At 66.1% G+C, this 25,864-nt stretch carries 25 protein-coding genes; 5 read left to right on the top strand and 20 right to left on the bottom strand.

Annotation, left to right across the window (positions count from 1 at the left end; genetic code table 11):
• Positions 1-24: 24 nt before the first annotated feature.
• The 10 genes from GM1_RS09775 to GM1_RS09730 all read right to left on the bottom strand — a co-directional run bounded on the left by GM1_RS09775 (position 25) and on the right by GM1_RS09730 (position 13,395).
• The gene (locus GM1_RS09775) at positions 25-1,359 is read right to left on the bottom strand and encodes an ammonium transporter (RefSeq protein WP_008378390.1); all 1,335 of its coding nucleotides are present in this window, start codon (positions 1,357-1,359) and stop codon (positions 25-27) included.
• Between the two features lie 129 nt (positions 1,360-1,488).
• Positions 1,489-3,006, bottom strand: a complete 1,518-nt coding sequence (locus GM1_RS09770; RefSeq protein WP_008378389.1) for a class I adenylate-forming enzyme family protein — start codon at positions 3,004-3,006, stop codon at positions 1,489-1,491.
• A gap of 3 nt (positions 3,007-3,009) precedes the next feature.
• Positions 3,010-4,629, bottom strand: a complete 1,620-nt coding sequence (locus GM1_RS09765; RefSeq protein ID WP_008378388.1) for an acyl-CoA dehydrogenase family protein — start codon at positions 4,627-4,629, stop codon at positions 3,010-3,012.
• The gene (locus GM1_RS09760; protein WP_008378387.1) at positions 4,626-5,255 is read right to left on the bottom strand and encodes a TetR/AcrR family transcriptional regulator; all 630 of its coding nucleotides are present in this window, start codon (positions 5,253-5,255) and stop codon (positions 4,626-4,628) included. The genes GM1_RS09765 and GM1_RS09760 overlap by 4 nt, the downstream gene beginning before the upstream one ends.
• 153 nt (positions 5,256-5,408) lie before the next feature.
• The gene (ftsY, locus tag GM1_RS09755; RefSeq protein ID WP_008378386.1) at positions 5,409-6,728 is read right to left on the bottom strand and encodes a signal recognition particle-docking protein FtsY; all 1,320 of its coding nucleotides are present in this window, start codon (positions 6,726-6,728) and stop codon (positions 5,409-5,411) included.
• Positions 6,725-10,345: a chromosome segregation protein SMC gene (gene smc, locus GM1_RS09750; protein ID WP_008378385.1), complete on the bottom strand. Its 3,621-nt coding sequence runs from the start codon at positions 10,343-10,345 to the stop codon at positions 6,725-6,727. Before smc ends, ftsY begins: the two co-directional genes overlap by 4 nt.
• A 25-nt stretch (positions 10,346-10,370) precedes the next feature.
• Positions 10,371-10,640 (bottom strand): acylphosphatase, encoded by a 270-nt coding sequence (locus GM1_RS09745; RefSeq protein WP_008378384.1) that lies wholly within the window; start codon positions 10,638-10,640, stop codon positions 10,371-10,373.
• A 3-nt stretch (positions 10,641-10,643) separates the two neighbouring features.
• The gene (locus GM1_RS09740) at positions 10,644-11,051 is read right to left on the bottom strand and encodes an OsmC family protein (RefSeq protein ID WP_008378383.1); all 408 of its coding nucleotides are present in this window, start codon (positions 11,049-11,051) and stop codon (positions 10,644-10,646) included.
• Between the two features lie 364 nt (positions 11,052-11,415).
• On the bottom strand, positions 11,416-12,018 hold the full coding sequence (locus GM1_RS09735; protein ID WP_008378382.1) for a hypothetical protein: 603 nt from the start codon (positions 12,016-12,018) through the stop codon (positions 11,416-11,418).
• A 717-nt stretch (positions 12,019-12,735) separates the two neighbouring features.
• Positions 12,736-13,395: a TetR/AcrR family transcriptional regulator gene (locus tag GM1_RS09730; protein ID WP_040519796.1), complete on the bottom strand. Its 660-nt coding sequence runs from the start codon at positions 13,393-13,395 to the stop codon at positions 12,736-12,738.
• Between the two features lie 60 nt (positions 13,396-13,455).
• Here GM1_RS09730 and GM1_RS09725 point away from each other — a divergent pair, with 60 nt between their 5' ends.
• Positions 13,456-14,832, top strand: coding sequence for an MFS transporter (locus GM1_RS09725; RefSeq protein WP_008378380.1), 1,377 nt, complete (start codon positions 13,456-13,458; stop codon positions 14,830-14,832).
• Between the two features lie 52 nt (positions 14,833-14,884).
• Here GM1_RS09725 and mutM read toward each other — a convergent pair whose 3' ends face one another.
• From mutM to rsmD, 6 genes are all read right to left on the bottom strand, one after another.
• The gene (gene mutM / locus GM1_RS09720) at positions 14,885-15,751 is read right to left on the bottom strand and encodes a bifunctional DNA-formamidopyrimidine glycosylase/DNA-(apurinic or apyrimidinic site) lyase (RefSeq protein ID WP_008378379.1); all 867 of its coding nucleotides are present in this window, start codon (positions 15,749-15,751) and stop codon (positions 14,885-14,887) included.
• Between the two features lie 3 nt (positions 15,752-15,754).
• Positions 15,755-16,483, bottom strand: coding sequence for a ribonuclease III (gene rnc / locus GM1_RS09715; RefSeq protein WP_008378378.1), 729 nt, complete (start codon positions 16,481-16,483; stop codon positions 15,755-15,757).
• Positions 16,480-17,016: a YceD family protein gene (locus tag GM1_RS09710; RefSeq protein ID WP_008378377.1), complete on the bottom strand. Its 537-nt coding sequence runs from the start codon at positions 17,014-17,016 to the stop codon at positions 16,480-16,482. Before GM1_RS09710 ends, rnc begins: the two co-directional genes overlap by 4 nt.
• A gap of 34 nt (positions 17,017-17,050) precedes the next feature.
• Positions 17,051-17,845, bottom strand: a complete 795-nt coding sequence (locus tag GM1_RS09705; protein WP_008378376.1) for a DivIVA domain-containing protein — start codon at positions 17,843-17,845, stop codon at positions 17,051-17,053.
• 99 nt (positions 17,846-17,944) lie between these two features.
• Entirely contained in the window at positions 17,945-18,433 is a 489-nt protein-coding gene (gene coaD, locus GM1_RS09700) for a pantetheine-phosphate adenylyltransferase (protein WP_008378375.1), read from the bottom strand.
• A gap of 37 nt (positions 18,434-18,470) precedes the next feature.
• The gene (gene rsmD, locus GM1_RS09695; protein WP_008378374.1) at positions 18,471-19,016 is read right to left on the bottom strand and encodes a 16S rRNA (guanine(966)-N(2))-methyltransferase RsmD; all 546 of its coding nucleotides are present in this window, start codon (positions 19,014-19,016) and stop codon (positions 18,471-18,473) included.
• A gap of 27 nt (positions 19,017-19,043) precedes the next feature.
• On the opposite strand from rsmD, the gene GM1_RS09690 reads away from it, so the two are divergent.
• From GM1_RS09690 to GM1_RS09675, 4 genes are all read left to right on the top strand, one after another.
• Entirely contained in the window at positions 19,044-19,931 is an 888-nt protein-coding gene (locus GM1_RS09690) for a Sir2 family NAD-dependent protein deacetylase (protein ID WP_008378373.1), read from the top strand.
• Between the two features lie 106 nt (positions 19,932-20,037).
• On the top strand, positions 20,038-20,544 hold the full coding sequence (gene ectA, locus GM1_RS09685) for a diaminobutyrate acetyltransferase (protein ID WP_008378372.1): 507 nt from the start codon (positions 20,038-20,040) through the stop codon (positions 20,542-20,544).
• Between the two features lie 30 nt (positions 20,545-20,574).
• Entirely contained in the window at positions 20,575-21,846 is a 1,272-nt protein-coding gene (gene ectB / locus GM1_RS09680) for a diaminobutyrate--2-oxoglutarate transaminase (protein WP_008378371.1), read from the top strand.
• A complete protein-coding gene (locus tag GM1_RS09675; RefSeq protein WP_008378370.1) occupies positions 21,843-22,280 on the top strand; it encodes an ectoine synthase in 438 nt (145 codons plus the stop codon). The genes ectB and GM1_RS09675 overlap by 4 nt, the downstream gene beginning before the upstream one ends.
• 111 nt (positions 22,281-22,391) lie before the next feature.
• On the opposite strand, the gene proB is transcribed toward GM1_RS09675, so the two are convergent.
• From proB to rplU, 4 genes are all read right to left on the bottom strand, one after another.
• Entirely contained in the window at positions 22,392-23,507 is a 1,116-nt protein-coding gene (gene proB / locus GM1_RS09670; protein ID WP_008378369.1) for a glutamate 5-kinase, read from the bottom strand.
• Positions 23,500-24,993 (bottom strand): GTPase ObgE, encoded by a 1,494-nt coding sequence (obgE, locus tag GM1_RS09665; RefSeq protein ID WP_008378368.1) that lies wholly within the window; start codon positions 24,991-24,993, stop codon positions 23,500-23,502. The genes proB and obgE overlap by 8 nt, the downstream gene beginning before the upstream one ends.
• A gap of 98 nt (positions 24,994-25,091) precedes the next feature.
• Complete coding sequence (gene rpmA / locus GM1_RS09660) at positions 25,092-25,355, bottom strand: 50S ribosomal protein L27 (RefSeq protein WP_008378367.1); 264 nt, start codon at positions 25,353-25,355, stop codon at positions 25,092-25,094.
• A gap of 32 nt (positions 25,356-25,387) precedes the next feature.
• Complete coding sequence (gene rplU, locus GM1_RS09655; protein ID WP_008378366.1) at positions 25,388-25,699, bottom strand: 50S ribosomal protein L21; 312 nt, start codon at positions 25,697-25,699, stop codon at positions 25,388-25,390.
• Between the last annotated feature and the right edge of the window lie 165 nt (positions 25,700-25,864).

Below are 25,864 nucleotides of genomic sequence, written 5' to 3'. Positions count from 1 at the left end.
GGCCGTGACGGCCTGTTCGGTCGACTACGTCGTCTCATATGCACTCTCCGCGTGCTCTGCAGAGTCGATTCCGACGAACTCCGCCTCGTCGTCCACGCGCCAGCCGAGCGGCTTGAGGGCGTAGCCGATCACGGCGGTGAGCACTGCAGTGAACAGTAGCGCCACAAGCGCCACAACGGTCTGGACGGCGATCTGCTTGAATCCGTTGCCGTAGAACAGTCCGGTGTCCTTGGCCAGCAGGCCGATGCCGATGGTTCCCCACAGGCCTGCCACCAGGTGGACGCCGACGACGTCGAGTGAATCGTCGAAGCCGAACTTGTACTTCAGGCCGATCGCTACCGCGGCGAGTGCACCTGCGACCAGGCCGAGAGCGATGGAGCCGACCGGGGTGAGCGCGGCGCATGCCGGGGTGATGGCGACCAGACCTGCGACGATGCCCGAAGCCGCGCCGACGCTGGTCGCGTGTCCGTCACGGAACCACTCGACGAGAAGCCATCCGATCATGGCGGCGGCTGTCGCGACGGTCGTGTTGACCCACACCAGTCCGGCAGTCGCGTCGGCGCCGAGTTCGGAACCGGCGTTGAATCCGAACCAGCCGAACCACAGGAGCGCAGCACCGAGCATCACGAACGGAATGTTGTGAGGACGGTAGGCGGTCTTGCCGAAGCCCTTGCGCTTACCGACGATCAACGCGAGCACCAGGCCCGCCATACCGGCGTTGATGTGGACGACTGTGCCGCCCGCGAAGTCGATCGGCGCGACGGTCGCTGCGCCGTCGGTGACTCCGAACATCTTCGCCGCGATACCGTCCTCGGCACCCGAGAGGATGCCGCCGCCCCACACCATGTGAGCGAGCGGGAAGTAAACGATCGTCGCGAACAACCCGCTGAAGACCAGCCAGGTGATGAACTTGACGCGTTCGGCGATGGCACCGCTGATCAGGGCGACGGTGATCACCGCGAATGTCAGCTGGAACGCCAGGAAGACGATGGCTGGGATGCCGTAGTCGCCCCAGACGACCACCTGAGTGGTGCCGCCGACTTCCTTGGACTGCATCAGCTGGTCGGATCCGAAGAGTTCGAACGGATTCGAGAAGATGCCGAGGATGTCTTTCGAACCCGTCAACGAGTTGCCGAACGACATCGAGAATCCCCACAGGACGTAGATGACAGTCACGACGCCGAGGGCGCCGAACGACATCATCATCATGTTGAGGACCGATTTGGCCCGGGTGAGTCCTCCGTAGAAGAACGCCAGGGCCGGGGTCATCAGGAGTACGAGTCCCGCACTCGCGATCACCCAGGCGGTGTTTCCGCTGTCGATGGTTCCGAACACTGTGTCCGGCAGTGCCACATTCACTGTTGCAGGCCTCCTCACCCGTCGTCTGTCGACGTGTGAGGTAACTGTGTCGCCCGCAGGTTGCCGCACAGCCGCGCTCGTGTTTCGTGCGCGTCACGTGCGGACGGTCCACGTTTCGGGCGGGTTACATCACACGGTGACGCGATCGCGAAGGACGTGCTTGACGATCTTTCCGCTCGGATTGCGCGGAAGCGCGTCCACCATGACGACCTCCCTGGGGATCTTGTAGCGCGCGAGGCGATCGGCGAGGAAGTCGCGGACCTCGTCGACGGTGACGTCGACGCCGTCCGTGGACACGCACGCCGCCACCACGGTCTCGCCCCATTCCTGGTGCGGACGACCGATGACCGCGACGTCCGCCACCCGCGGATGCCCGCGCAGGACTTCCTCCACCTCCTGTGAGTGGACGTTCTCGCCACCGACGATGATGACGTCCTTGAGCCGGTCCACGATGTACAGGTAGCCGTCGTCGTCGATGCGCGCGACGTCGCCCGTCCGGAACCACGGTCCCGCGAACGCGGCAGCAGTCGCTTCCGGGTTGTCGAGATAGCCGACCATGCGGGAGTCGGCGCGCAGCCAGATCTCGCCTGTCCCGCCTGCTGCCTGGTCCACGCCGCCGGCATCCACAACCCGCAGATCCACGCCGTACATCCCACCGCGACCGATCGATCCGGCTTTTGTGGTCTGTTCGTGCGGGTACAGAGCGGTGCCGACGGGGCCGGTCTCACTCATGCCGTAGACCTGGAAGAAGCGGTCGCTCCGGTAGGCCTCGATCAGTCGGCGGGCGGTGTGTTCGCCGAGCGATGCACCGCCGTACAGCCATGCGCGGACACTGGACAGGTTGTATTCCGCGAGGTCGAGGCGCCCTGCGTCAGCGAGTTGCACTGGCAACAGGTACGCGATCGGCGAGCCGAAGAACGCGGTGATCCGGTGCCGCTCCACAGTCGGGAGGAAGGCTGCGGGGTCGTACTCGCGCATCAGCACGGTGGTAGCAGTCAACGAGATCATCGTGAGCAGCCAATCGTTCAGCGGCGCGGCGTGCCAGATGGGCATCGCGAGAAGGAAACGCTCGTCAGGCGTGAAGCCGAGAGTGGTCGCGATCAGAGGAGCCACCGTCGACAGCCCCCGATGAGTGTGCACGCATCCCTTCGGCGAACTCGTGGTCCCGGACGTGTAGAGGATCTGTGCCGGCGTGTCCACATCCTCGTCGACGGGTCCGGAGACCGCGGTCGCAGCAGCGACGAGCGCATCGAAGTCGCCGAAGCCTGCAGCTGTCGAGTCGGTGGTCAGCCACGCGATGCCGGTTCCGAGTGTGGTCGACACCAGCGTCCCGTCGACCACTCCGAGACTCGCTCGGCTGTGCCCGATCGTGTACTCGACCTCGGGTGCGGCGAACTTGTGGTTCACCGGCACCAGGGTCGCTCCCGCGAACCAGGCGCCGAAAGCCGCGACCACGAACCCCGGTGTGTTGAAAGCCATAACGGCGACCCGATCCCCCGGGCGGACGCCCGCGTCGATGAAGACCGCGGCCGCACGCTTCGACCGGTCGAGGAGCTGCCCGAAAGTGATCTCGTGGTCGTCTGAGATCAGTGCCGGCTTGTCGGCCGCGATTCGCGCCGCGCGTTCGAGGACTGCTGTCAGATGCATGTCTCAGGCCCGTCCGGCGATCGCGGCCAGGTCGAGCTTGGAGTCGAGAACGCCGTACATCTGGCCCGGTTCGGCGATCCGACCTGCGACGAACGCGTCCGCGACGAACGACGGCGCCTGTCGGATGACGATCGATCCCTGAAGGGCAATCGCCAGCGACTCCGTCAGACGACGCGCGATGGCGGGCGCGTTCAACGGATCAGCGGCGGCCTGCGCCACGAGTTTGCGTGTGTTCTCGACATGCAGGTCGTACGCGCGGTGCTGACCGAGTGCGAGTTCGAACTCGGCGTCGAGCGCCTCGACCGACAGCGGATCACGCACCATCGCACGCAAGACGTCGAGCGCTATGACATTCCCCGACCCCTCCCACACTGCCATCACCGGCTGCTCGCGGAAGCGACGGGCCAGCGGGAACGCCTCGGTGTATCCGTTGCCGCCGAGACACTCGAGTGCCTCGTATGCGTGGTTCGGGCCTCGTTTGCACACCCAGTACTTGCCGACAGCGGTGGCGAGTCTCCGGAACGCCTGCGACTGCTCCGAGTCGTCGTCGTACGCGGACGCCAGACGCATCGCGGTCCACATCGCGGCCTCGGCCTCCACCTGAAGATCGGCGATCACCGCGGTCATCGCGGGCTGGTCGATCAGGGTCGCGCCGAACGCGGAGCGGTGGCGCACATGCCATGCGGCTTCCGCGACCGACTGCCGCATGCCCGCGGCACTGCCCAACGCGCAGTCGAGGCGAGTCTGGTTGACCATCTCGATGATCGTGCGCACGCCCGAACCCTCGTCACCGAGACGCCAGCCGACGGTGTCGGAGAACTCGATCTCACTCGACGCGTTCGACTTGTTTCCGAGCTTGTCTTTGAGGCGCTGGATGTTGAAGGTGTTGCGCGAGCCGTCCGGCAGCGTGCGCGGGACCACGAAGCAGGTCACCCCCGGCTCGGTCTTCGCCAGGACGAGGAACGCGTCAGACTGCGGCGCGGAGCAGAACCATTTGTGCCCGGTGATCCGGTAGGTCCCGTCCCCGTTGTCGACCGCGCGTGTGGTGTTGGCGCGAATGTCGGATCCACCCTGCTTCTCGGTCATCGCCATGCCGAAGATCGCGGAGCTCTTCGCCGGATCGGCCAGTGACGGATCGTAGTCGCGCGACAGGGTCCGCGGGATCCACTGATCCGCGAGCGTCTGATCCACGCGCAATGACGGGACCACCGCGTGCGTCATGCTCACCGGACACGCGTGGCCGGGCTCCACCTGCCCGAACTGCATGAACATCGCCGCGCGGGCGACGTGCGCCCCCTCGCGCGGATCGTCCCAGCAGCTCGTGTGCGCGCCGTGTGCGATGGCGTCGCCGATGATCCGGTGGTAGGCGGGATGGAACTCGATCTCGTCGACGCGATGTCCCCATCGGTCGTGAGTGTGGAGCTTCGGAGTGATCGTGTTGGCGAGTTCCGCGTCACGCTGGAAGTCCGCACGTCCGACGAGTGCACCCGCTTCGGTGAGCTCGTCGGTGGCCCAGGACGCGCCGTACGCCTCCACTGCTTCCACGAGCGGCAGGTCGGTCAGATACTCGTTGACGTCGACGCGGGGCGCGGCCTGGTTGAACACATCGTGGGTGGCGGTCATGGAGTCTCCTTCGGTGGTGCGCCGAGCGCACGTAGGCAGAATGCTCGGATGGTTCCGAGCAGTTGATCGGGGTCGGTGGCCAGCGGCGATGTGTCGGGATTGAGGGCCCCGACGAGCGCTTCGGAGATCGCGCCCATGACGGCAGAAGCGGTCACGCGCACGTCCTGGTCGACGAAGGCCGACGACGCCACGCCCGCAGCGATCACGGCCTCGCCCAGGTCGCGATACCACTGGCGCAGCCGGAGGCGTTCAGCGTCGACGGCGGGGATGACGGGCTCGAAGAGCAGCGACCACGCCATCCGCCGACCGCGCAGCGCACGGTCGGCGAAGGTGACGATCAGTGCGTCGAGTTGCGCGAGAGGGTCGCCGCCTGCGGCCTCGACCGCCGCTGCCACCTGGGCGAACTCGTACTCCGCCGCGGTGCGGAACACTTCGGCGAGCAGCGTCTCACGGTTGTCGAAGTACGAGTAGACCGATCCGACGCTCACGTCGGCGCCCTCGGCGATGGCCGCAACCGTCGCCCCGGAGAATCCGGCGTCTGCGACCAGACCGCGCGCGGCGGCGAGCATCGCTGCGCGCTTCTCCTGCGCCGCGCGACGCGTCGCCTCGGTCGGTCGGTATGCCACTGCCCACCCCTTCTGAATCTCAATTCAATTCTTCGTTCGGAAAGTATTGAACCATGATTCAGAAGTTGCTTTCAAGGGATCCGGCCCTCACACGACCCAGAACGCAAAGATCCCCACCCGGCACGGCCGGATGGGGATCTCGTCGAGGTGCGCTTACAGCAGTGCGTCGACGAATGCGCCGGGTTCGAAGGGAGCGAGATCGTCTGCGCCTTCTCCGAGACCGACGAGTTTCACCGGCACACCGAGCTCTTCCTGGATGCGGAAGACGATGCCGCCCTTGGCCGTTCCGTCGAGTTTGGTCAGCACCACGCCGGTCAGGTCGACGACCTCGGCGAACACCTTCGCCTGCATGAGTCCGTTCTGTCCAACGGTCGCATCGAGGACGAGCAGGACCTCGTCGACGGGAACCTTCTTCTCCACCACGCGCTTCACCTTCCCGAGCTCGTCCATGAGCCCGGTCTTGGTGTGCAGTCGACCGGCGGTGTCGATGAGGACGACGTCCACCCCGTCGTCGATACCCTTGCTGACGGCGTCGAACGCGACCGACGCCGGGTCGGCGCCTTCCTTGCCCCGGACGATGCCCGCACCGACGCGCTCGCCCCAGGTCTGCAGTTGGTCGGCGGCCGCGGCGCGGAAGGTGTCCGCGGCTCCGAGTGTCACGCGTCGTCCGTCTGCGACGAGCACTCGCGCGAGCTTCCCGGTGGTGGTGGTCTTGCCGACACCGTTCACGCCGACCACCAGCACCACTGCCGGTCCGTCGGCGTGCGGAAGCGCCTTCACCGAGCGATCAAGCTTCGGATGGAGCTGCTCGATGAGGATCCGACGAAGTGCCGAACGCGCGTCGTCGGCCGTGCGGACCTTGCCGGTCGCCAACTCCTCGCGCAGCCGTTCGACGACAGTGGCGGTAGCCGCAGTGCCGAGGTCGGCCATGACCAGGGTGTCTTCGATCTCTTCCCACGAGTCTTCATCGAGATCACCCGCACCGAGCAGGCCCAGGACGCTGGCGCCGATGGCGCCTTGCGAACGAGAGAGTCGTCCACGCAGACGGGACAGGCGTCCGGCCGTGGGTTCGATGTCGTCGAGGGCCGGCGCCGGAGCGTCTTCGACGATCGGCTCCGGTTCGGGCTCGGCCGCTTCTGGTTCGGCGGAAGCAGGCTCAGCGGCGGTCGACTCCGAGACCTCCGGCTGTGCCTCGACTTCCGGAGCGTCGACCGGCTCAGGCTCGGGCTCGGGCGCGGGTGCGGGCGCGTCAACGGTCGCCGTCCCGCCCTGACTGAAGTTGAAACCCGAGCCGGCCTGGTAGCCCCCCGATCGGTCCACTTGGCGTGTGGTGCCGTCGGTGACATCCATCTGTTCGGGCTTGTCGGAGATCGAGATCTGCCGCTTGCGGCTGATCAGATAGCCGGTCAGGCCGACCAGAGCGATCAGCAGGATCACTCCGACGATGATTCCGATGAGGACTTCTGTAGTCACGAAGACTGTGCCTTTCCTTGTGGCGATGAGCCTGCCGTGGCGAGGTCGACGCCGCGGAGTCGTTGGGAGATGACTTGGGTGATGCCGTCGCCGCGCATGCTGACGCCGTACAGGGCGTCGGCGATCTCCATCGTCGGTTTCTGGTGTGTGATGACGATGAGCTGCGATTTTTCGCGAAGCTGCTCGAACAGGCTGATGAGACGCCGGAGGTTCGCGTCGTCGAGGGCGGCCTCCACTTCGTCCATCACATAGAACGGTGACGGCCGGGCGCGGAAGATCGCGACGAGCATGGCGACCGCGGTCAACGACTTCTCGCCGCCGGAGAGCAGCGACAGCCGTTTGACTTTCTTGCCGGGCGGGCGCGCCTCCACCTCGACGCCGGTGGTCAACATGTCGGACGGATCGGTCAAGACGAGTCGGCCTTCGCCGCCGGGGAAGAGTGTCGCGAACACCTGGGTGAACTCGGCTTCGACGTCGGCGTACGCCTCGGTGAAGACCTGCAGGATTCTCGCGTCGACATCAGCCACCACGTCGAGGAGGTCGTCACGCGCCTTCTTGACGTCTTCGAGTTGTGTCGACAGGAACGAGTAGCGCTCCTCGAGCGCGGCGAACTCCTCGAGCGCGAGCGGGTTCACCTTGCCGAGTGTGGTGAGGTCCTTCTGCGCCCGCTTCGCGCGGATCTCCTGTGTCTTGCGGTCGTATGGCATCGGCGCCGGAGCGACCACCTGCTCGCCGCGGGCTTTGGCGTCCTCGTATTCGCGCATCTCTAGATCAGACGGCGGCATCGGAACGTCGGGACCGTATTCGGCGACGAGGTCGTCCGGTGCCATAGCGAACTGTTCGAGCACCTGTTCTTCGAGCTGCTCGATCCGCAGTTCGGCCTGCGCCTTGGCGATCTCGTCGCGGTGCACGGCGTCACGGAGTTGATTCATGGTGGCGGTGAGTTCGTCGACCAGTCGACGCAGTTCGTCGGTCTCCGTGGTCCGTGCGGCACGGACGGCCTCGAGTTCGTCACGTCCGCGGGCGGCGTCGGAGGCTGCGGTCGACACCGCATCGGCGAGCTTCCGTCCTGCGTCGACGACGACGTTCGCGACGCCCGCCGCGTACCGACGGCTGGCGTCCTGCCGCTTGAGTCGCTCACGGTTGGCTCGCTCGTTGACTGCCGCACGGCGCAGACTCTCGGCTTTGCCGCGTACCGATCCGAGACGCTCCTCGGCCGTCCGAAGGGTCAGTCGGGTCTCGACTTCCATCGATCGCGCGGACGCGACCTCTGCCGCGGCCGCCTCTCGCATTCCGCTGTCGAGGTCTCCCGCCGTCGGGTCGTCGTGCTCGTCGAGGGCCCGGGCGAGCCTCTCCTCGACCTCGGTGAGGGCCGCGAGATTGTCGGCTCTCCCCTCTTCGACGAAACGCCGCTGCCGGGTGAGTCGGTCGGCTTCATCACGAGCGGAACGGACGTCGGAACCGAGGCGGCCCAGTTGTTCGTATGCGGCGCCGACGTTGGCATCGGACTCATTCAGCGCTGCCAGTGCACCCTCAGCGGCCTCCCTGGCTTGAGCCTCGGCGGCCTGAGCCTCGCTCAGTTCGCCGAGCACGCGGTCGACGGTCGCCCGTGCCTTTGCGAGGTCGTCAGTCGCGGTGTCGACGGCCGACTGGACTTCGAGCGTCGACGGACGCTTGGACGAACCGCCTTCCACCGACGCTGCCGACACCCGGTCACCGTCTCCGGTGACGGCCACCAATCCGTGCTCGGCGGCCAGCCGCAGTCCGAGTGCCGCATCGTCGACGATCACGGTGCCGGCCAGAAGAATGTCGACGGCACCGCTGATCGTGTCCGGTGCGCTGACCACGTCACGCGCCCACACGACGCCTGCCGGCAGTTGCGGGCGGGTGGGCTCGGCCGTCTGCGGAAGGCCGCCGACTATCAGTGCCGCCCGTCCCCCGTCCCCGCCTCGGAGAGCGTCGAGCGCCCGCACCGCGGCGAGTCCGTCTACAGTGGCGATGGCGTCGGCGGCGGGCCCGAGGGCCAGCGAGACCGCGGTCTCGTATCCCGGTTCCACGGTCAGCAGGTCCGACAGCGGAGCGAGAAGTCCGTCACCAGCGTGTTCTTGGAGCCATGCGCCACCGTCGCCGCGTTCGAGGCCGACGGCGAGCGCTTCGATGCGTGCGGTGAGCGAGGCGATCGCCTGCTCGGCCTCGCGTTCGGTCTTCTGCAATGCGACGACGGTCGCGGAAGCAGTCTCGAGTGCGGCGACACATCGTTCGTGATGCTCGTCGAGACTCGCCTCGCGCGACTCCAGCTCCGCGGTCGCGGCGGCCTGCTCGTCGATGAGGGCCTGCGCGGCGTCGGCACGCTGGTGGGCGGCCTCGATGCCCTCGGCCAGACGCGACGTCTCAGCGTCCACCGACTCCACCTTGGTCCGTAGGTTCGCGGCCTGGCCTTCGAGACGGGCGAGGCCTTCACGGCGATCGGCGACTGCCTGCACCGCAGCCATGTGCGCCTTCTCAGCGGCCGATGCGGCCTGTTCTGCGGCCTGGAGTGCGGCGGTCGCGTACTCGAGGCGTTCTGCGCCCTCTTCGACGGCGAACGCGTGTTCCGCCTCGGTCATCGCCGCTTCTTCGGCCTGGCGCTCCAACGTCTCAGGGTCTGGGCCGGTGGGCGCGGACGCAGGTTGCGACAGGTGCGCCGCGCGTTCGGACGCGACCCGGCGGGTCCCGTCGACACGCTCGGCCAGCGTCGAAAGCTGGTGGTAGACGCGTCCGGCCTCGGTGGCCGCGGGCGTGATCTGCGCGAGGTGCTCCTGCGCCGCAGTCAGCGCGGCTGTCGCCTCGTCTAATTGGGCGGCCACCTCGTTCTGCCGTTCGCGGATCTCGTGTTCGAGGCTCGTGTGCTGCGCCATCTCCTCACGGCGGGTCACGAGGTCGTCAGCCGCCAGCCGCAGTCGAGCGTCACGCAGGTCTGCCTGCACCGTCGCCGCGCGGCGCGCCACCTCCGCTTGTCGTCCGAGGGGTTTGAGCTGTCGGCGCAGCTCTGCTGTCAGGTCCGTCAGGCGGGCGAGGTTCGCGGCCATCGCGTCGAGCTTGCGGACCGCCTTCTCTCTGCGCCGACGATGTTTGAGGACGCCCGCCGCCTCTTCGATGAACGCTCGGCGATCTTCCGGCTTCGATTCGAGAATCGCGGAGAGCCGACCCTGACCGACGATGACGTGCATCTCGCGGCCGATGCCGGAGTCGGAGAGGAGTTCCTGCACATCCATGAGACGACACGAGTTCCCGTTGATCTCGTACTCCCCCGCGCCGTCGCGGAACATGCGCCGCGTGACCGACACTTCGGAGTACTCGATCGGCAGCGCGCCGTCGGAGTTGTCGATGGTCAGCGTCACTTCCGCACGGCCGAGCGGTGCCCGACCGGACGTTCCGGCGAAGATGACGTCGGCCATCTTTCCGCCGCGCAACGCCTTCGCGCCCTGCTCACCCATCACCCAGGTGAGGGCGTCCACGACGTTCGACTTGCCCGACCCGTTCGGCCCCACCACACACGTGATGCCGGGCTCGAATCGCAGCGTCGTCGACGACGCGAACGATTTGAAGCCCTTGAGGGTGAGGCTCTTGAGGTGCACGGCTGTCCAGTTTACCCGTGCGACCTCAGCGTTCGACGAACGAGTGCAGGTCCGAGCGCGCCGCGAGGAAGTCCTCGACCACCAGATCCACGCGTCCGGGCGTCTCGCCGGACCGCAGTGCATTCAGCAGGGCGTCCAACTGCGGACGTGGCCCTTCGGCCACCACGTGGACCCGACCGTCGGCGTGATTGGACGCATAACCGACCAGGCCGAGCTCCAACGCTCGCGATCGAGTCCACCAGCGGAAACCGACGCCTTGGACGTTTCCGTGCACCCATGCCGACAGCCGTTCCATGTGTCAGTCCGTTTCGATCGCCAGCTCGACCTGCGCACCTGCCTTGATGGTGCGCCCCACGGTGCACACCTTGTCGACTGCGCGTTCGACGACCACGAGCAGCCGCTGAGCGGCCTCGGGATCGAGATCGGACAGGTCCACTTCGAGGGTCTCCGACAGCACCGGGTACACCTCGTTCTCGCGGTCGGCCTCGCCTGACACGCGGACGGTCGCGTCGTAGTCGTCGCCGAGGCGACGCGACAGCGGCTTGTCCGACGACATGCCGGTGCACGCCGCGAGAGCGATCTTCAACAGCTCGCCGGGCGTAAACACACCCTCGACGTCGGCGGAACCGATCAGCACCTCCGCACCGCGCGAGCTCTGGCCCGTGTACCGCCGGGTTCCGGTGCGCTGCACCCACAGATCAGTCATGTCGTGAAGACTCCTTCGTCGTTGTGTGGGTGGCAACACGAGCGGCGCGAAAATGCTTCCCCGTGTGCTCCTGCCTCGTCACCAGCGTAGTGACCGCCATGTTCACGTTGCCGACCGACGTCGCCGAATCCGGCCGCCGTTTAATGTTCACCGATTCCGCGAGTTCTGAGCGCCGAGCCGGCCGTGGGCCACACATCGGTGAACCTAAGACGGCGCACACCCCTGGTGGCCCATCAGGCCGCTCGTCACGGCGAGAAGCCTTCACCCACCACGCGGACGCCGATCGATGCTGACGCGGACCAGAAGACAACAGTCGCCCGGACCAGATGGAGACGGTCACGGGCGACTGTTTTGAAGCGAGCGACTAGGAGCCGCTGCCGAGGATGCTCAGCAGGCTCAGGACGTCGCCCATCGCCATGCCGGATTCCATTGCAGCGCTACCGAAGTCCAGTACCGAGCCGATGCTGCCGACGCCACTGGGCACGATCACCGGCAGCAAGGCGACGCCGACGTTGCCCGGCTCCAGCGACTTGATGCCGCCACAGGTGCCGAGGTAGATGTAGACGCCGTCAGCGGCACTGACCTCGCGCGACGCACTGTTCGGGCCGGGGCTGATCAGGTTGTTGCTGACGACCGGCCCGACCTTGCTGTTGGAGGTCGCAATGATCTTGAGAAGGTTGATGTAGTCCTTGTTGTTGAATGCGACGAACGCCTGCAGGGCCTCGGTTCCGTGGAGCAGGCTGGACGAGCAGGTGCTTTCGGCGAAGAGACCGCTGGAGACATTGGTGTTGGTGATCGTCAGCTTGACGTTCTTGTCGCCGGCGAACGCCCCCTGCTCAGCCTTGAGAGTCGGGGCCGCGTAGCGGGTGGCGGCGGCGGCCTCGCCAGGCGTGACGACGGCTGCGCCGGCGACCAGCGCCATCGACGCTGCGACGACGACGGCGACACGACGGAAATTACGGAACATTCGAACCCCCAGATCGGGTGAGATGAGACCCGTCGATCATAGTGAGGAAATCCTTCGCAAACCCCCGAGACCGGTTCCTGTGGCACAGATCGTCCATTGGCTCGTCATAACAGTGACACCCAGGGGCCGCCCGCCACGATCGTGTCCAGGCGGCCGGGATGGCTACCGTCGAACGTGTAGCCAGGTAAGCAATTCCAGCAATGCGCGCAGAGTCGTCCGAGCCTCCGGCCGTTCAGCTCTGGAGGCGATCACAATGACGATGAAACACTTCGTAACCATCAGATACGGCTGCTTTTCTCGTCATTGAAAATGAGCGAATCATGGCCGTGTACCGGAGCGACAGACAACTCTCGGAGTTTGGGGAGCACGTGCGCGGTTGGCGCATGGTGCTCGGATTGACCGCACAGCAGGAGGCTGAACGAGCGACACTCTACGCAAGATCGAGACCGGCGACCCCGGAGTGAACTTTCGCAGCGTCGCCCAGGTCCTTCGCGCGATCGGCATGCTGGACCAGGTAGTCGACGCGACCGATCCGCTCAGCACCGACATCGGTTGACTGCGCGCAGCCGATCGTCTGGCGAAGAAGCGCGCACACGGTGACCACCGTCGAAGTCCGGACCGGTCCGTGCCTTCGCCGACAGCGCCCCGACCGTTGGGAATGGCCGCCCTGTAGCCGGCAGGCAAGCCCGTCTCGGCCGCACAGGAAGTCAACTGGCATCAGTCACCGAACGAGGCGAACAGTCCAGTCATCAGCGCGTCGAGACTCTCCTCGAAATCCTCACCGGTGGACGGTTGCAGGTCCAATAAGACACTCGCGCGCAGGTTCGGCAGCGAGCCGCCGGAGACCGAACCCATGAGTTCGTCCATCCGGTCGTGCGACAGCGGCGTCCCCTCTGCGCGCTGCCGCAGATGCGAGAGCACACTGCCGAGCGTGAGGCTCCACAGCGCTCGATACGCTGCGAGCGCGGCGGCCCGATCACCGGTGATGTCGAATGCCGCACCGATCACCGCATCGGCCAGCAACAGAGCGCCGCGTCCGATCCGCTGGGGTCGGATGAGCGCTTCCGGCACCCACGGATGTGCGGTCAGCGTGGTGTAGAGGGTCGTCATCGCGAGCCGAATGCATGCATGCGGCTCATCTGGATACGTGATTGTCGCGAACGGGTCTGCGATCGCGTCGAGGGCCAGCGCGACCAGCGTCTCCTTGTCGCCCACGTGGCGGTACAGCGCCATGGTCGTCACACCCAAGTCGCCTGCCAAAGCCTTCATCGTGAGCTCGTCGACACCGGCTTCATCGAGCCGATGAAGCGCCCTTTCAACGATCTGGTCCCGCGTGATGCTCGGCGGACGACCCCGGCGGGGCGTGCTCTGACGCATGCCCGCATTCTGCCAGAGCCTCTTGCATTCACAGCACAAGTAAGTTTAGCCTAACTAATTATGTTACGTGCTACACAAACTACTGCGGTCCGGACCTCGCTTGTCCTCGCCGGCCTCTCTCAGTTCCTCGTCACCTTCGACGCCTCGGTCACCAACGTCGCGCTTCGAGCGATCCGGGACGACGTCCACTTCAGCCCGCAAGGGTTGTCGTGGGTCGTCAATGCGTACGCGATCGTCTTCGGAGGGCTGCTCCTCTTGTCCGGGCGACTCTCCGACAGGTTCGGAGCCAGATCACTGCTCAGGTTCGGATTCGCCCTGTTCACCATCGCGTCACTGGCCGCGTACCTGTGCAGTGAGCCGTGGCAGGTGATCGCCGTGCGGATCCTGCAGGGCGTTGGCGCCGCAGCCGTTGCACCCGCAGCGATCACTTCGGTGGCGCTGACCTTCCGCGAACCAACTGAACGCGCCAAAGGATTTGCAGCCATCGCGATCGGCGCGTCTCTCGGCGGTGCGGTGGGTGTCGTGCTCTCGGGCGTGCTGACCGACGCGTTCGGCTGGCGCACGGTGATCGCGTGCGGTGCACTGGTGTCGGCGGCGGGGCTCGCCCTGTCGTTCGCAGCACCCGGTCCGATCGCGAGTGCGGACCGCCGTACCGATTGGGCGGGCGGCGTGCTCGCCACCTCCGGACTCACAGTGCTGACCTACGGGATCGTCACCGCGACCGACAACGGCTGGGGCAGCGTTCGTACACTCGTCTGGTTCGCTCTGGCCGTCGTCCTGCTGGGCGCGTTCGTCGCGGCCGAGCGGCGAACCGCTGTCCCGCTTGTCGACTTCCGCGTTCTCGGTCGTCGCGACGTCCTCGTCCCGTGCTTGGTTTTCGCTTTCATCGTCGCGGGACAGTTCGGCGCCTTCTATTTCGTGTCTCTGTACCTGCAGATGGGGCTCGGCTATTCCGCCACGAAGACCGGACTCGTGTTCCTCCCCTTCTGCTTCGGCACCATCGCCGCGGTGCAGATCGCATCACGTCTCGTGCCGAGATTCGGTGCCCGCCGAGTGGTCGCCGGTGGCGCGGCGCTCGCGACTGTCGGGTTCCTCTTGTTCGCGCCTCTCCCCACTGACGGCCCGTTCATCACCGCGATCCTCATCCCGTCACTCGTGACCTCGGTCGGAATCGGAATGGTCTTCCTCCCGCTCCCGAACGTCGCTACTGCCGCCGTCGCACCGTCGGCCGCAGGCATGGTCTCCGGGCTGCTCAACACCTTCCGTCAGGTCGGCGGCGCACTCGGGCTCGCGATTCTGGTGACCGTCTCCGCTGCCGTGAACACCGGTGCCGACGTCCTCCCGGGTTACCGAAGCGCACTGTTCGTGAGCGCAGGCCTGGTCGGCGCGGCGTTTGTCATCGCGCTACTTCTGCCGGCAAAGGTGCGAACCGACTGATCTCCGGCAGACTCCATCACTTTGATCGTCGACGCGACGACCGTGCGTGGCGCTATCTTGCTCGAGGCGGCCGCTGGCACCGCGGGCAGAAGAACGAACTGCGGTTCATGAACTGCTCGCGGTGCATCAGCGTTTCGCAACGCCTGCACGGAAGTCCTTCTCGGCCGTACGCGTTCAACGACCGCTCGAAGTACCCCGACTGCCCGTTGACGTTCACGTAGAGATCGTCGAACGATGTGCCGCCGACTTTGATCGCCTCGCCCATCACGTCCGACGCCGCACTGAGCAGTTCGCCGAGTGCGGCCCTGGTGATGCCACGTGTACGTCGACGTCCGTGAAGCTGTGCGCGCCACAGCGATTCATCTGCGTAGATGTTGCCGATCCCGGAGACGACGGTCTGGTCCAGGATCGCGCGTTTGACCTCCGTGTCGCGCTTGCGGAGCACAGACACCACGCGGTCGGGATCGTAGGCGGGCTCGAACGGGTCCGGCGCGATGTGTGCCACCGACTCCGGGAGCGCCCGCTCCCCGACCGTCACCAGCTCGTCGACGTGCCAGCCGCCGAAGGTGCGCTGGTCGACGAACCTCAGTTGCCGACCGTCGTCGAGCTGGACGCGAATACGCAGGTGCACTGGATCGGGAGCATCGGCTTCGCTGATCAGCAGTTGACCGCTCATGCCGAGATGGACGACGACCGCCACTTCGTCGGTGGCGTCGGCTCCGGTGATCCACAGGTACTTGCCTCGCCGATCGACCGACTCGAACCGCTTGCCGCGCAACCGATTCTCCAGATCGGACGGTCCACCGACGTGGCGACGCGCAGCGCGCGGATGAGCCACCTCGACCGACGTCGCAGTTCGACCCGCGAGGTACGGAGCGAGGCCGGACCGAATCGTCTCGACCTCGGGAAGTTCAGGCACCCGTCAGTTCCCGGACGTCGACTGTCCGACAGTCGGATCGCCGTCGAGTTCGCGCCACGCGATCGCAGCGGCGTTCTGTTCGGCTTCCTTCTTGGTCCGTCCGACGCCTTCGCCGAGCGAACGACCGGCGACCACGGCCGTGGCGGTGAACTCCTTGTCGTGATCGGGTCCCGTCGACGTCACCTGATAATGCGGCTGCCCCGTCCCACGTTCGGCTGACAGCTCCTGCAGGGACGTCTTCCAGTCAAGACCGGCGCCGAGCTCTCCGGCGCGAGCGATGATCGGCTCGAACAGTCCCATGACCACACGCTTGGCGACCTCGATGCCGTGATCGAGGAAGATGGCGCCGAACAACGACTCGAGACCGTCCGCGAGGATGCTCGCCTTGTCCCGTCCGCCTGTCAGCTCCTCACCCCGACCGAGGTGGATGTGCGCTCCGAGCCCACCGTCGCCGAGACCACGGGCGATGTCTGCGAGTGCGTTCATGTTGACCACACTCGCGCGGATCTTCGCCAGTTCGCCTTCGGGACGATCGGGGAAACCTACGTAGAGCCGTTCGGTGACGACAACGCCGAGCACTGCGTCGCCGAGGAACTCGAGACGCTCGTTCGTCGGCAGCCCACCGTTCTCGTACGCGTACGAGCGGTGCGTCAACGCCAACGTGAGGATCTCGTCACTGATCGTGACCCCGAGAGCCTCGAGGAGCTCAGTCTGGTCGGTACGACGACTCACTCGGCGTCGTCCTTGAACGCAGCCAGCTTCGCCCAACGAGGATCGATGACGTCGTGTCCGTGGTCGGGCTCGGCGTCGGCGAGCTTCACACCGCACACCTGGCACAAGCCGGGACAGTCGGGCGTGCAGACCGGCGTCAAGGGAAGCTCCGTGCCGATGGCGTCGATGATCGTCTGCTCGAGGTTGATCTCCTCGTCGACGATGCGCTCGACGTCCTCGTCGTCGGACGTCTTGTCGGTCTCACTATCCGGATAGGCGAACAGCTCGGTCAGGTACACCGACACCGAATCCTCGATCGGATCGAGGCATCGACCGCACTGCCCGTCGAGCGGACCGTCGACAGTGCCGCTGACCAGCACACCCTCGGTGACCGACTCCAACCGCAGATCGAGGTGAACGTCCGCACCGGCGGGGATCCCGACCATCTGTGCACCGATTCGGTCGGGCGCCGCAACCGTGCGGTCGACCTCGACCATCGAACCTGCGCGACGGGGGACGCTCCGAACGTCGATTACGAAGGGATTGACACTCACGCAGTGATTTTAGCGCTTGTGTCGAATCGGATCGTCAGCCCGCCATCTCGTGCTCGTCGTAATCCTCGCGACGCGAGTCCTCGACGCTGCGCGGGTACTCGACGTAGTCGTGCATGCCCGCTCCGGTGCGAAGCTGCTGACGACCGCGGTTCACCGACCGCAGCGTGTTCGTCAACAGGTCCTCGAACCCGGCGAGCTTGTCGTCGACGTAGATGTCACAGTCTCCCCGAAGGCGGTCGGACTCTGCGTGCGCTGCATCGACGATCCGCTCGGCCTCGCTCTTGGCTGCGGCGACGACCTCCGAATCCGACACCAACCGCTGCTGCTCGGCGATCCCGTCCGCCACCGACTTGTGGTAACTGGCGTCGCCCGCCTCGACCACCCGTGCGGCTTCGGCGCGTGCGCGACCGGTGACCGCCTCGAACTCGCGGTTGGCGCTCGCCTCGAGGCGCTGAGCCTCCTCGTCTGCCGAGTCGATCGTCTGCTGGGCGTGCACCCCGGCCTCACTGACGAGTCGATCAGCCCTGGCCTGCGCCTCGGCGACGATCCGCTCGGCTTCTGCCTTCGCGTGAGCGAGCATCGCCTCCGAGTCGCTCTCGGCGCCGGTGATCAGCTTGTCCGACGTGTCGCGGGCGTTGCCGACGATGGTGTCGCGCTCGTCGAGCACGTCCTGGGCGTCGTCGAGCTCTCCGGGGAGCGCGTCGCGCAGGTCGTCGAGCAGCTCCAGGACGTCACCGCGGGGCACGAGGCAGCCGGCGGTCATCGGGACGGTGCGCGCCTCTTCGACGAGTGCGACGAGTTCGTCCAGCGCTTCGAATACGCGGTACACGGTTACTCCGATCCGGCACAAGGCCTTGATGTTCTTGTGGCCATTGTGCCGAATGTTGCGACTGTGACTCAGGAGGCGAGGTCGGCGTGTCGTGGCTCGTCAGATGGAGCGGGCACCGGCGAGCTTGTCGGCGAGCGCACGGTGGATGTGTGGAGCGAGGTAGGGCGTGACGTCGCCGCCGAGCTTGGCGACCTCCTTCACCAACGAGCTGGAGACGTGCGCAAAACGGGGGTCGGTGAGCATGAAGAAGGTCTCGGCATCGGCGAGTTCACGATTCATCTGCGCCATGGGCGTCTCGTATGCGAAGTCGGTCTCCGACCGCAGGCCCTTGACGATGGTCGGAAGATCGTCGTCGCGCACGAGATCCACCAACAACCCCGACCAGCTGCGGACTTCGACGTTCGGCAGATCGGCGCAGTCCTCACGGATCAGCTCGATCCGCTCGTCGATCGAGAACATCCCCTGCTTGTTGGGATTGACCACAACAGCGACGACTACTCGATCGAAACGGGCGGCGGTGCGCTCGACGACGAATCGGTGACCGAGAGTGAAGGGATCGTACGAACCGGGGCAGACAGCGGCGCTCATGCCGCCGAATCTACCGGGCGCAGGCTCGCCGACGGCATCATCGTGCCGCGAGATGCACCACCGAGTCGCCGTACTTCTTCGTCGAGACCTCGTCGAGCCCGTCCGGCCAGGTGATCAGATCCGTGCGAGCCCCGCGCTCCACCAGAACCCATGCGTCGTCGGCCAACGCCGGAAGCAACAAAGCCAAGACCGCGTCGACGTCGGCCGTCGTCACGTCGTACGGGGGATCGAGGAAGACGAGATCGAACGGCCCGGCGGCAGCCGAGAGGAATGATTCAACGGTTCGGTCGACGACCCGCGCCCGCCCACCGGCACGGCACGTGGCGATGTTGTCGCGGACGATCTTCGCCGCGCGACGGTCGGCCTCCACCAGCACCGCAGACGCCGCTCCCCGCGAGACCGCCTCGAGCCCGAGCGCACCGGTGCCTGCGTAGAGGTCGGCCACTCGCAGCCCGTCGAGGTCGAGACGCGCGCCGAGCATGGAGAACACGGCCTCGCGCACCCTGTCGGACGTGGGCCTGGTGGTGTCGGCGGGAACACTGAGTCGGCGGCCGCGGAACTCTCCGGCGATGATCCTGGTCATATCGGTTAACCATCGTATCGTCGTGGCATGCGTACGCGCGTCAACGCCTGGTCGCCGGCCCCGCCGACCACAGCAGACCCAGATCCTCATGCCGCTGCAGTTCATGCCGCTCAGATCCTCGATGGACGCCGCACTGTTGTCCTCACCGGCGCCGGGATCTCCACCCCGTCCGGAATCCCCGACTACCGAAGCCCCGGGTCGCCGGTCCGGAATCCGATGACGATCGGCCAGTTCCTCTCCTCCCCCGACTTCCGCAGGCACTACTGGGCGCGTAACCATCTCGGCTGGCGCCACATGGACGCCGCACGGCCGAACTCTGCCCATCATGCGATCGCCCGGATGCAGCGTGACGGATCCATGACGGGAGTGATCACCCAGAACGTCGACATGCTGCACCTCAAAGCCGGGAGCGTTCCGACTCTCGACCTTCACGGCTCGTACGGCCGAGTGATCTGCTTGGACTGCGGGAACCTGCTGTCGAGATACACGCTGGCAGACAGGCTCGACGCCGTGAATCCCGACTTCGCCGACAGGGTCCGCAGTCGTGGCGCGATCGAAGTGGCGCCCGATGCGGACGCCGTCCTGCACGACACCGCCGACTTCGTGATGGTCGACTGCGAGAACTGTGGCGGCGTCCTCAAGCCCGACATCGTCTACTTCGGAGAGACAGTCCCCCGGCCGGTCACCGATCGCGCATTCGCGATGGTCGACGCCGCCGAGGCGATGCTGGTGGCCGGGTCGTCCCTCACCGTCATGTCCGGACTCCGGTTTGTACGCCACGCCGCGCAGTCCGGGATTCCGGTGGTGATCGTGAACCGCGGAGGCACCCGCGGGGACCGTTTTGCGACACTCAAGATCGATCACCGATGCGAGGTGATTCTGCCGTCACTGACGGCCACCACGACGTTACTGTGATTTATCCCACAGCAAAGCTGTGAACTGCACAAAGGCCCGACATATCGGCGTCGCGTGGCCTGATCGGGTGACATCGCCAAGGCCCCTCGTTAGCCTCGGTCACGTCATGAACCCGGAACTCAGCGCGATCCAAATCAATGAGCGCGGCGGTGTCGCCTACCGGCGGCCCCGGGCCACCGACGGCCTGCGGATGTGGCAGATAGCCCGCGACTCGCAGGTCCTCGACGTGAACTCGAGCTACGCCTACGTCTTGTGGGCCGTCGATTTCGCCGACACGTCGATCATCGCCGAAGTCGACGGAAGGCCCGTCGGCTTCATCACCGGATATCGCAGGCCAGACGCCTCCGATGTCCTCATGGTGTGGCAGGTGGCGGTAGACGCCGATCAACGCGGCAAGCAGATCGCGGGCACGATGCTCCGCGAACTGTTCAGCCGATCAGGGGTCTCCGCGATCCACACCACGATCAGCCCCGACAACGACGCTTCTCAGCGCTTGTTCTCCGGGGTCGCCCGATCGCTGGGCTTGCAGTTCACACGCGAGCCCTTTCTCGAGGCCGAACTCTTCGGCGACTCGCACGAGCCGGAAGACCTGTACCGGCTCTCGCCGGCATGACGCCGACAAATCCGTAAGGAACCTAAACAAATGACGACGATGCACACAGCACGCGGCGACGACACTTTCACCAAGCACGAATCTCAAGTCCGCTCTTACTGCCGTGATTGGCCTGCCCTCTTCGACACCGCCGTCGGCTCTCGACTCGTAGACGTCGACGGACGCAGCTACCTCGACTTCTTCGCAGGCGCAGGCGCCCTGAACTACGGGCACAACAACCCGCTCCTCAAGTCCGCGCTGCTCGACTACATCGAGCGCGACGGCATCACACATGCACTCGACATGAACACGCGCGCCAAGGGTGCGTTCCTGTCGACGTTCGCGGAGAAGATCCTCAAGCCCCGCGGACTGGACTACGTGGTCCAGTTCCCCGGCCCGACCGGCACCAACGCCGTCGAGTCGGCGCTCAAGCTCGCCCGCAAGGTGACGGGGCGCGAAGCGATCGTCAACTTCACCAACGCCTTCCACGGCATGACGCTCGGCTCGCTGTCGGTCACTGGCAACGCGATGAAGCGCGCAGGCGCGGGCATCCCGCTCGTTCATTCCACCCCGATGCCGTTCGACAACTACATGGGTGGCGCCACTGAAGACTTCGCATGGTTCGAGCGAGTCCTCAACGACGAGGGCAGCGGACTGAACAAGCCTGCCGCCGTCATCGTCGAGACCGTCCAGGGCGAGGGCGGCGTGAACGTCGCACGCGCCGAGTGGCTGCGAGGCCTCGCCGACCTCTGCAAGCGCCAGGACATGCTCCTCATCGTCGACGACGTCCAGATGGGTTGTGGTCGTACCGGCGAGTTCTTCTCCTTCGAGGAAGCCGGCATCGTCCCCGACATCGTCACGCTGTCGAAGTCGATCGGCGGCTACGGACTGCCGATGGCGCTCACCCTGATCCGCCCCGAGCTCGACGTGTGGGAGCCCGGTGAGCACAACGGAACGTTCCGCGGCAACAACCCGGCGTTCGTCACGGCGAAGGCTGCGATCGATCACTACTGGTCGGACGACAAGCTGACGATCGCCACCAAAGCGAAGGGCATCGCGATCTCCGAGCATTTCGACGATCTGTGCGAGCGCTTCGACGGCCTCAGCCACCGTGGACGCGGCATGGTTCAAGGTCTCGTGTTCGCCGACGCACCGAAGGCAGATGAGGTGTGCGCCAAGGCATTCGAACGCGGACTGCTCGCCGAGACGTCCGGCCCGTCCAGTGAAGTCGTCAAGCTGCTTCCGGCGTTGACGATCACCGACGCCGAACTGAGCGAAGGTCTCACCATTCTGTCCGCAGCAGTCGAGGAGGTACTCGGATGATCGTCCGCACCACCGCTGAAATCACCGGCACCGACCGCGAAGTCGCCGACCCGAAGGGCAACTGGGTCTCCAAGCGCATCGTCCTCGGCGGCGACATGGTGGGGTTCTCGTTCCACGAGACGACCATCAAGGCCGGGTCGATCAACGAGTTCCATTACGCGAACCACGTGGAGGCCGTCTGGCTCATCGAGGGGTCGGGCACACTTCTCGATCGGGAGACCGGCAAGACGTACCCGCTCGGCCCCGGCAGCATGTATCTGCTGAACGGCAACGAGCGGCACACCGTGTCCGTTGACGAGCAGATGCGGATGCTGTGCGTGTTCAACCCGCCCGTCGTGGGCACCGAGGTGCACGACGAGAACGGCGTCTACCCGCTCGTCGAGGTGCCCGCGCCCGCGCCCGAAGGTGAGCTCGCGGGTCGTCAACGCGCTTAGGCGACGACGACGCTTCGACTCGCTCCGCGGGTCTTGAGCGAGCCTGCGAGTCGAAAGGCGCTCAACGAGCAGTAGTTTTCTGCTCCTTGAGCGAGCTTGCGAGTCGAAAGGTCAAGCAGGAACCAGATCGTCCGCGTGGATGATCGGACGTTGAAGGTCACCGGGCAACTCGTCCGTCGACCGTCCGATCATCCGCGCGACGTCGTCTGCGTCGTACGCCACCACTCCCCGACCTCGAACGGCGCCCGTGAGGTCGACGAGGTCGACGACGTCGCCGCTGGAGAAGTTCCCGTGCGCCTCGGTGACCCCGGCGGCCAGCAGTGAACGTCGCCGCAGGCACACAGCCTGAACGGCGCCGTCGTCGAGCACGAGTCGGCCATGCGACTCCGCCGCGTGACGCACCCAGAAGCGTCGCGCGGAAAGTCGTTCGGGCCGTGCGGCGAACACTGTTCCGACAGACGCGTCGCGAAGGGCGCCCGCCGCGTCGGCGGCGGATGCGAGGAGAACCGGTACACCCGAGTCCGAGGCCAGACGTGCGGCCGCCAACTTCGAGGCCATGCCGCCGGTTCCGAGGGCACCACCCGACCCGGCGATCACCCCGTCGAGGTCGTCGGGACCGTCCACCTGCTCGATGAGACGCGCGGGCAGTCCGTCAGGCCCTGGTTTGCGGGGGTCCCCCGTGTACAGGCCGTCGACGTCCGACAGCAGCACAAGCGCGTCGGCGGACACCAGGTGTGCCACGAGCGCGGCCAGACGGTCGTTGTCACCGAAGCGGATCTCGTTCGTCGCGACGGTGTCGTTCTCATTGACCACCGCCACCGCATGCAGTGACCGCAGGCGATCGAGCGTCCGCTGGGCGTTCGCATGGTGCGCACGGTTGGAGATGTCGTCCGCGGTGAGCAGCACCTGCCCCACCACGCGTTCGTATCGCGCGAACGACGTCCCCCAGGCATGCGCCAACGCGAGTTGGCCGACACTGGCAGCTGCCTGTTTGGTCGCGAGATCAGTCGGTCGTTTGCGCAGACCGAGCGGAGCGATGCCCGCCCCGATCGCTCCGGACGAGACGACGATCACGTCGGACCCCGCTCGCATCCGTGCTTCCAGAGCGTCGACGAGGACGTCCAGACGACCGCGGTCGAGACCACTCTCCAGATCGGTCAGGGCCGACGACCCGATCTTGACGACGATGCTCCGGGCCGCGGCGATCCCGGCCCGAACGTCACTCATCGTCGAGGTCGTCCGAATCCCAGCCGAGAGCCTGCTCGCTGTCTGCGTCGGAGTGCGCACGGCGAGCCTTCCTGGCGACCTTGCGCTCAGCGGCGCCGACACGGTCGTTCCGCTCGAGACGGATGTCGGTGCCACGACCGGTGATCGGGACAGCGTCTCCGGTCGGCGTGGTCGGCTCCCAGTCGAAGGTCATACCGGCGATCGTGACCGCCGCTCCCGGCTTGGCGCCGCGCTTGACCAAGGCGTCCTCGACACCGAGGCGATTGAGCCGGTCCGCGAGGTAGCCGACGGCCTCGTCGTTCTCGAACTGGGTCTGGATGATCCACCGCTCCGGGCGGGCGCCGCGGACGATGAAGCCGCCTTCGATCGACGGATCCGCCTCGAGGGTGAACTCGCCCTGGTCGACGGCCTTGGGCCGGATGATCGCACGGCGCGCAACGGGCTTGGCGTTCTTCGCCCGGTAGTCCGAGACCATCTCCGCCAGCGCGAACGTCAGCTCCGACAGCCCCTGGTGCGCCACAGCCGAGATCCGATAGACGGGCCAGCCGCGCTCGGCGATGTCGGCTTCGACGAGGTCCGCGAGCTCCGCCGCCTCGGGGATGTCGACCTTGTTCAGGACGACGATGCGCGGACGGCTCGCGAGGTCGCCGAGCGAATGGTCGGCGTCCAGGGCGGGTCGGTACGCGGCGAGTTCGGCTTCGAGCGCGTCGATGTCCGACAAAGGGTCGCGCCCCGGGTCGAGGGTCGCGCAGTCGACGACGTGCGCCAGGACGGCGCAGCGCTCGAGGTGCCGGAGGAACTCCAGACCGAGACCGCGTCCCTCCGACGCTCCGGGGATCAGACCGGGGACGTCGGCGACGGTGAACACGTCGGCGCCCGCGGTGACGACTCCGAGGTTCGGGGTGAGAGTGGTGAACGGGTAGTCCGCGATCTTCGGCTTCGCTGCGGACAGCACCGAGACCAGCGACGACTTGCCGGCCGACGGGAAGCCGACGAGGCCGACGTCGGCCACCGACTTCAGTTCGAGGATCAGCTCGCGTTCCTCGCCGGGCTCGCCCAGCAGAGCAAAACCAGGCGCCTTGCGCGCCTTCGACGCCAGAGCGGCGTTGCCCAGTCCGCCGCGGCCGCCCTGTGCGGCGATGAACTCGGTGCCCTCCCCGACCATGTCCGCGAGGATATTGCCTTTGTCGTCGAGTACGACGGTGCCGTCGGGGACCGGCAGCACGAGTTCGTCGCCGTTGGCGCCGCTGCGGTTGTCACCGTGACCGGGTCGGCCGTTGGTGCCGCGTGCGTGCGGTCGGAAGTGGAAGTCGAGGAGCGTGTGCACCTGAGGGTCGACGACGAGGCGGACGTCGCCGCCGTTGCCACCGTTACCGCCGTCGGGACCACCGAGCGGCTTGAACTTCTCGCGGTGCACAGACGAACATCCGTGTCCGCCGTTGCCTGCTACCACGTCGATCTTGACGCGGTCGACGAAACGCGACACGTTCGTCTCCTTCCTCACCGAATGACACAAGGCGGGTCAGGGTTCTGAAGTGACCCCAACCCGCCCTGTGTAGAGCTTTGTTACCAGAACACCTGGTGTCAGACCGAGGCCGACTCCGGGACGATGTTCACGGTCTTGCGGCCGCGCTTGGTACCGAACTGCACAGCGCCCGCCTCGAGAGCGAACAGCGTGTCGTCGCCACCGCGACCCACGTTGACGCCGGGGTGGAACTTGGTGCCGCGCTGGCGGATCAGGATCTCGCCTGCGCTGACCTGCTGGCCGCCGAAGCGCTTCACACCGAGTCGCTGGGCATTCGAATCGCGACCGTTGCGCGAGCTGGATGCACCCTTCTTATGTGCCATGGTTCATTCCTCCTGAAAGAAAAGTGCGTTGCTTACTTGATACCGGTGACCTTGAGGACCGTCAGGTTCTGACGGTGACCCTGGCGCTTGTGGTAGCCGGTCTTGTTCTTGAACTTGTGGATACGGATCTTCGGACCCTTGACGTGCTCGAGGATCTCGGCTGCGACCGACACCTTGGCGAGCTTGTCCGCATCGGTGGTGAGGTTCGCACCATCGACGACCAGCGCCACCGGCAGATCAACACTGCTGCCCTGAGCGGCGTCGATCTTCTCAACCTTCACAATGTCGCCTTCGGCGACCTTGTACTGCTTACCGCCGGTCTTGACGATCGCGTACGTAGCCATTCCCGCTGTCCTCTAACTTGTCTCATCGGGCCGAAGTCGCAGGCCATTCCTGCGCTCCAGCGAATCTGTGGTGCTGCACGCTCCGGGGATCCGTCCTCGGAGCATTTCCTCTCCAGCGCACGCGTCAGCGCGCGTCTGGGGGATGCGACCTGTCAAGGTTACGGT

It is taken from the genome of Gordonia malaquae NBRC 108250 (genome assembly GCF_000344135.1).
Classification (GTDB): Bacteria; Actinomycetota; Actinomycetes; order Mycobacteriales; family Mycobacteriaceae; genus Gordonia; species Gordonia malaquae.
The sequence above is the reverse complement of the archived record's forward strand: the minus strand, read 5'-3'. Positions and strand labels throughout refer to the sequence as shown.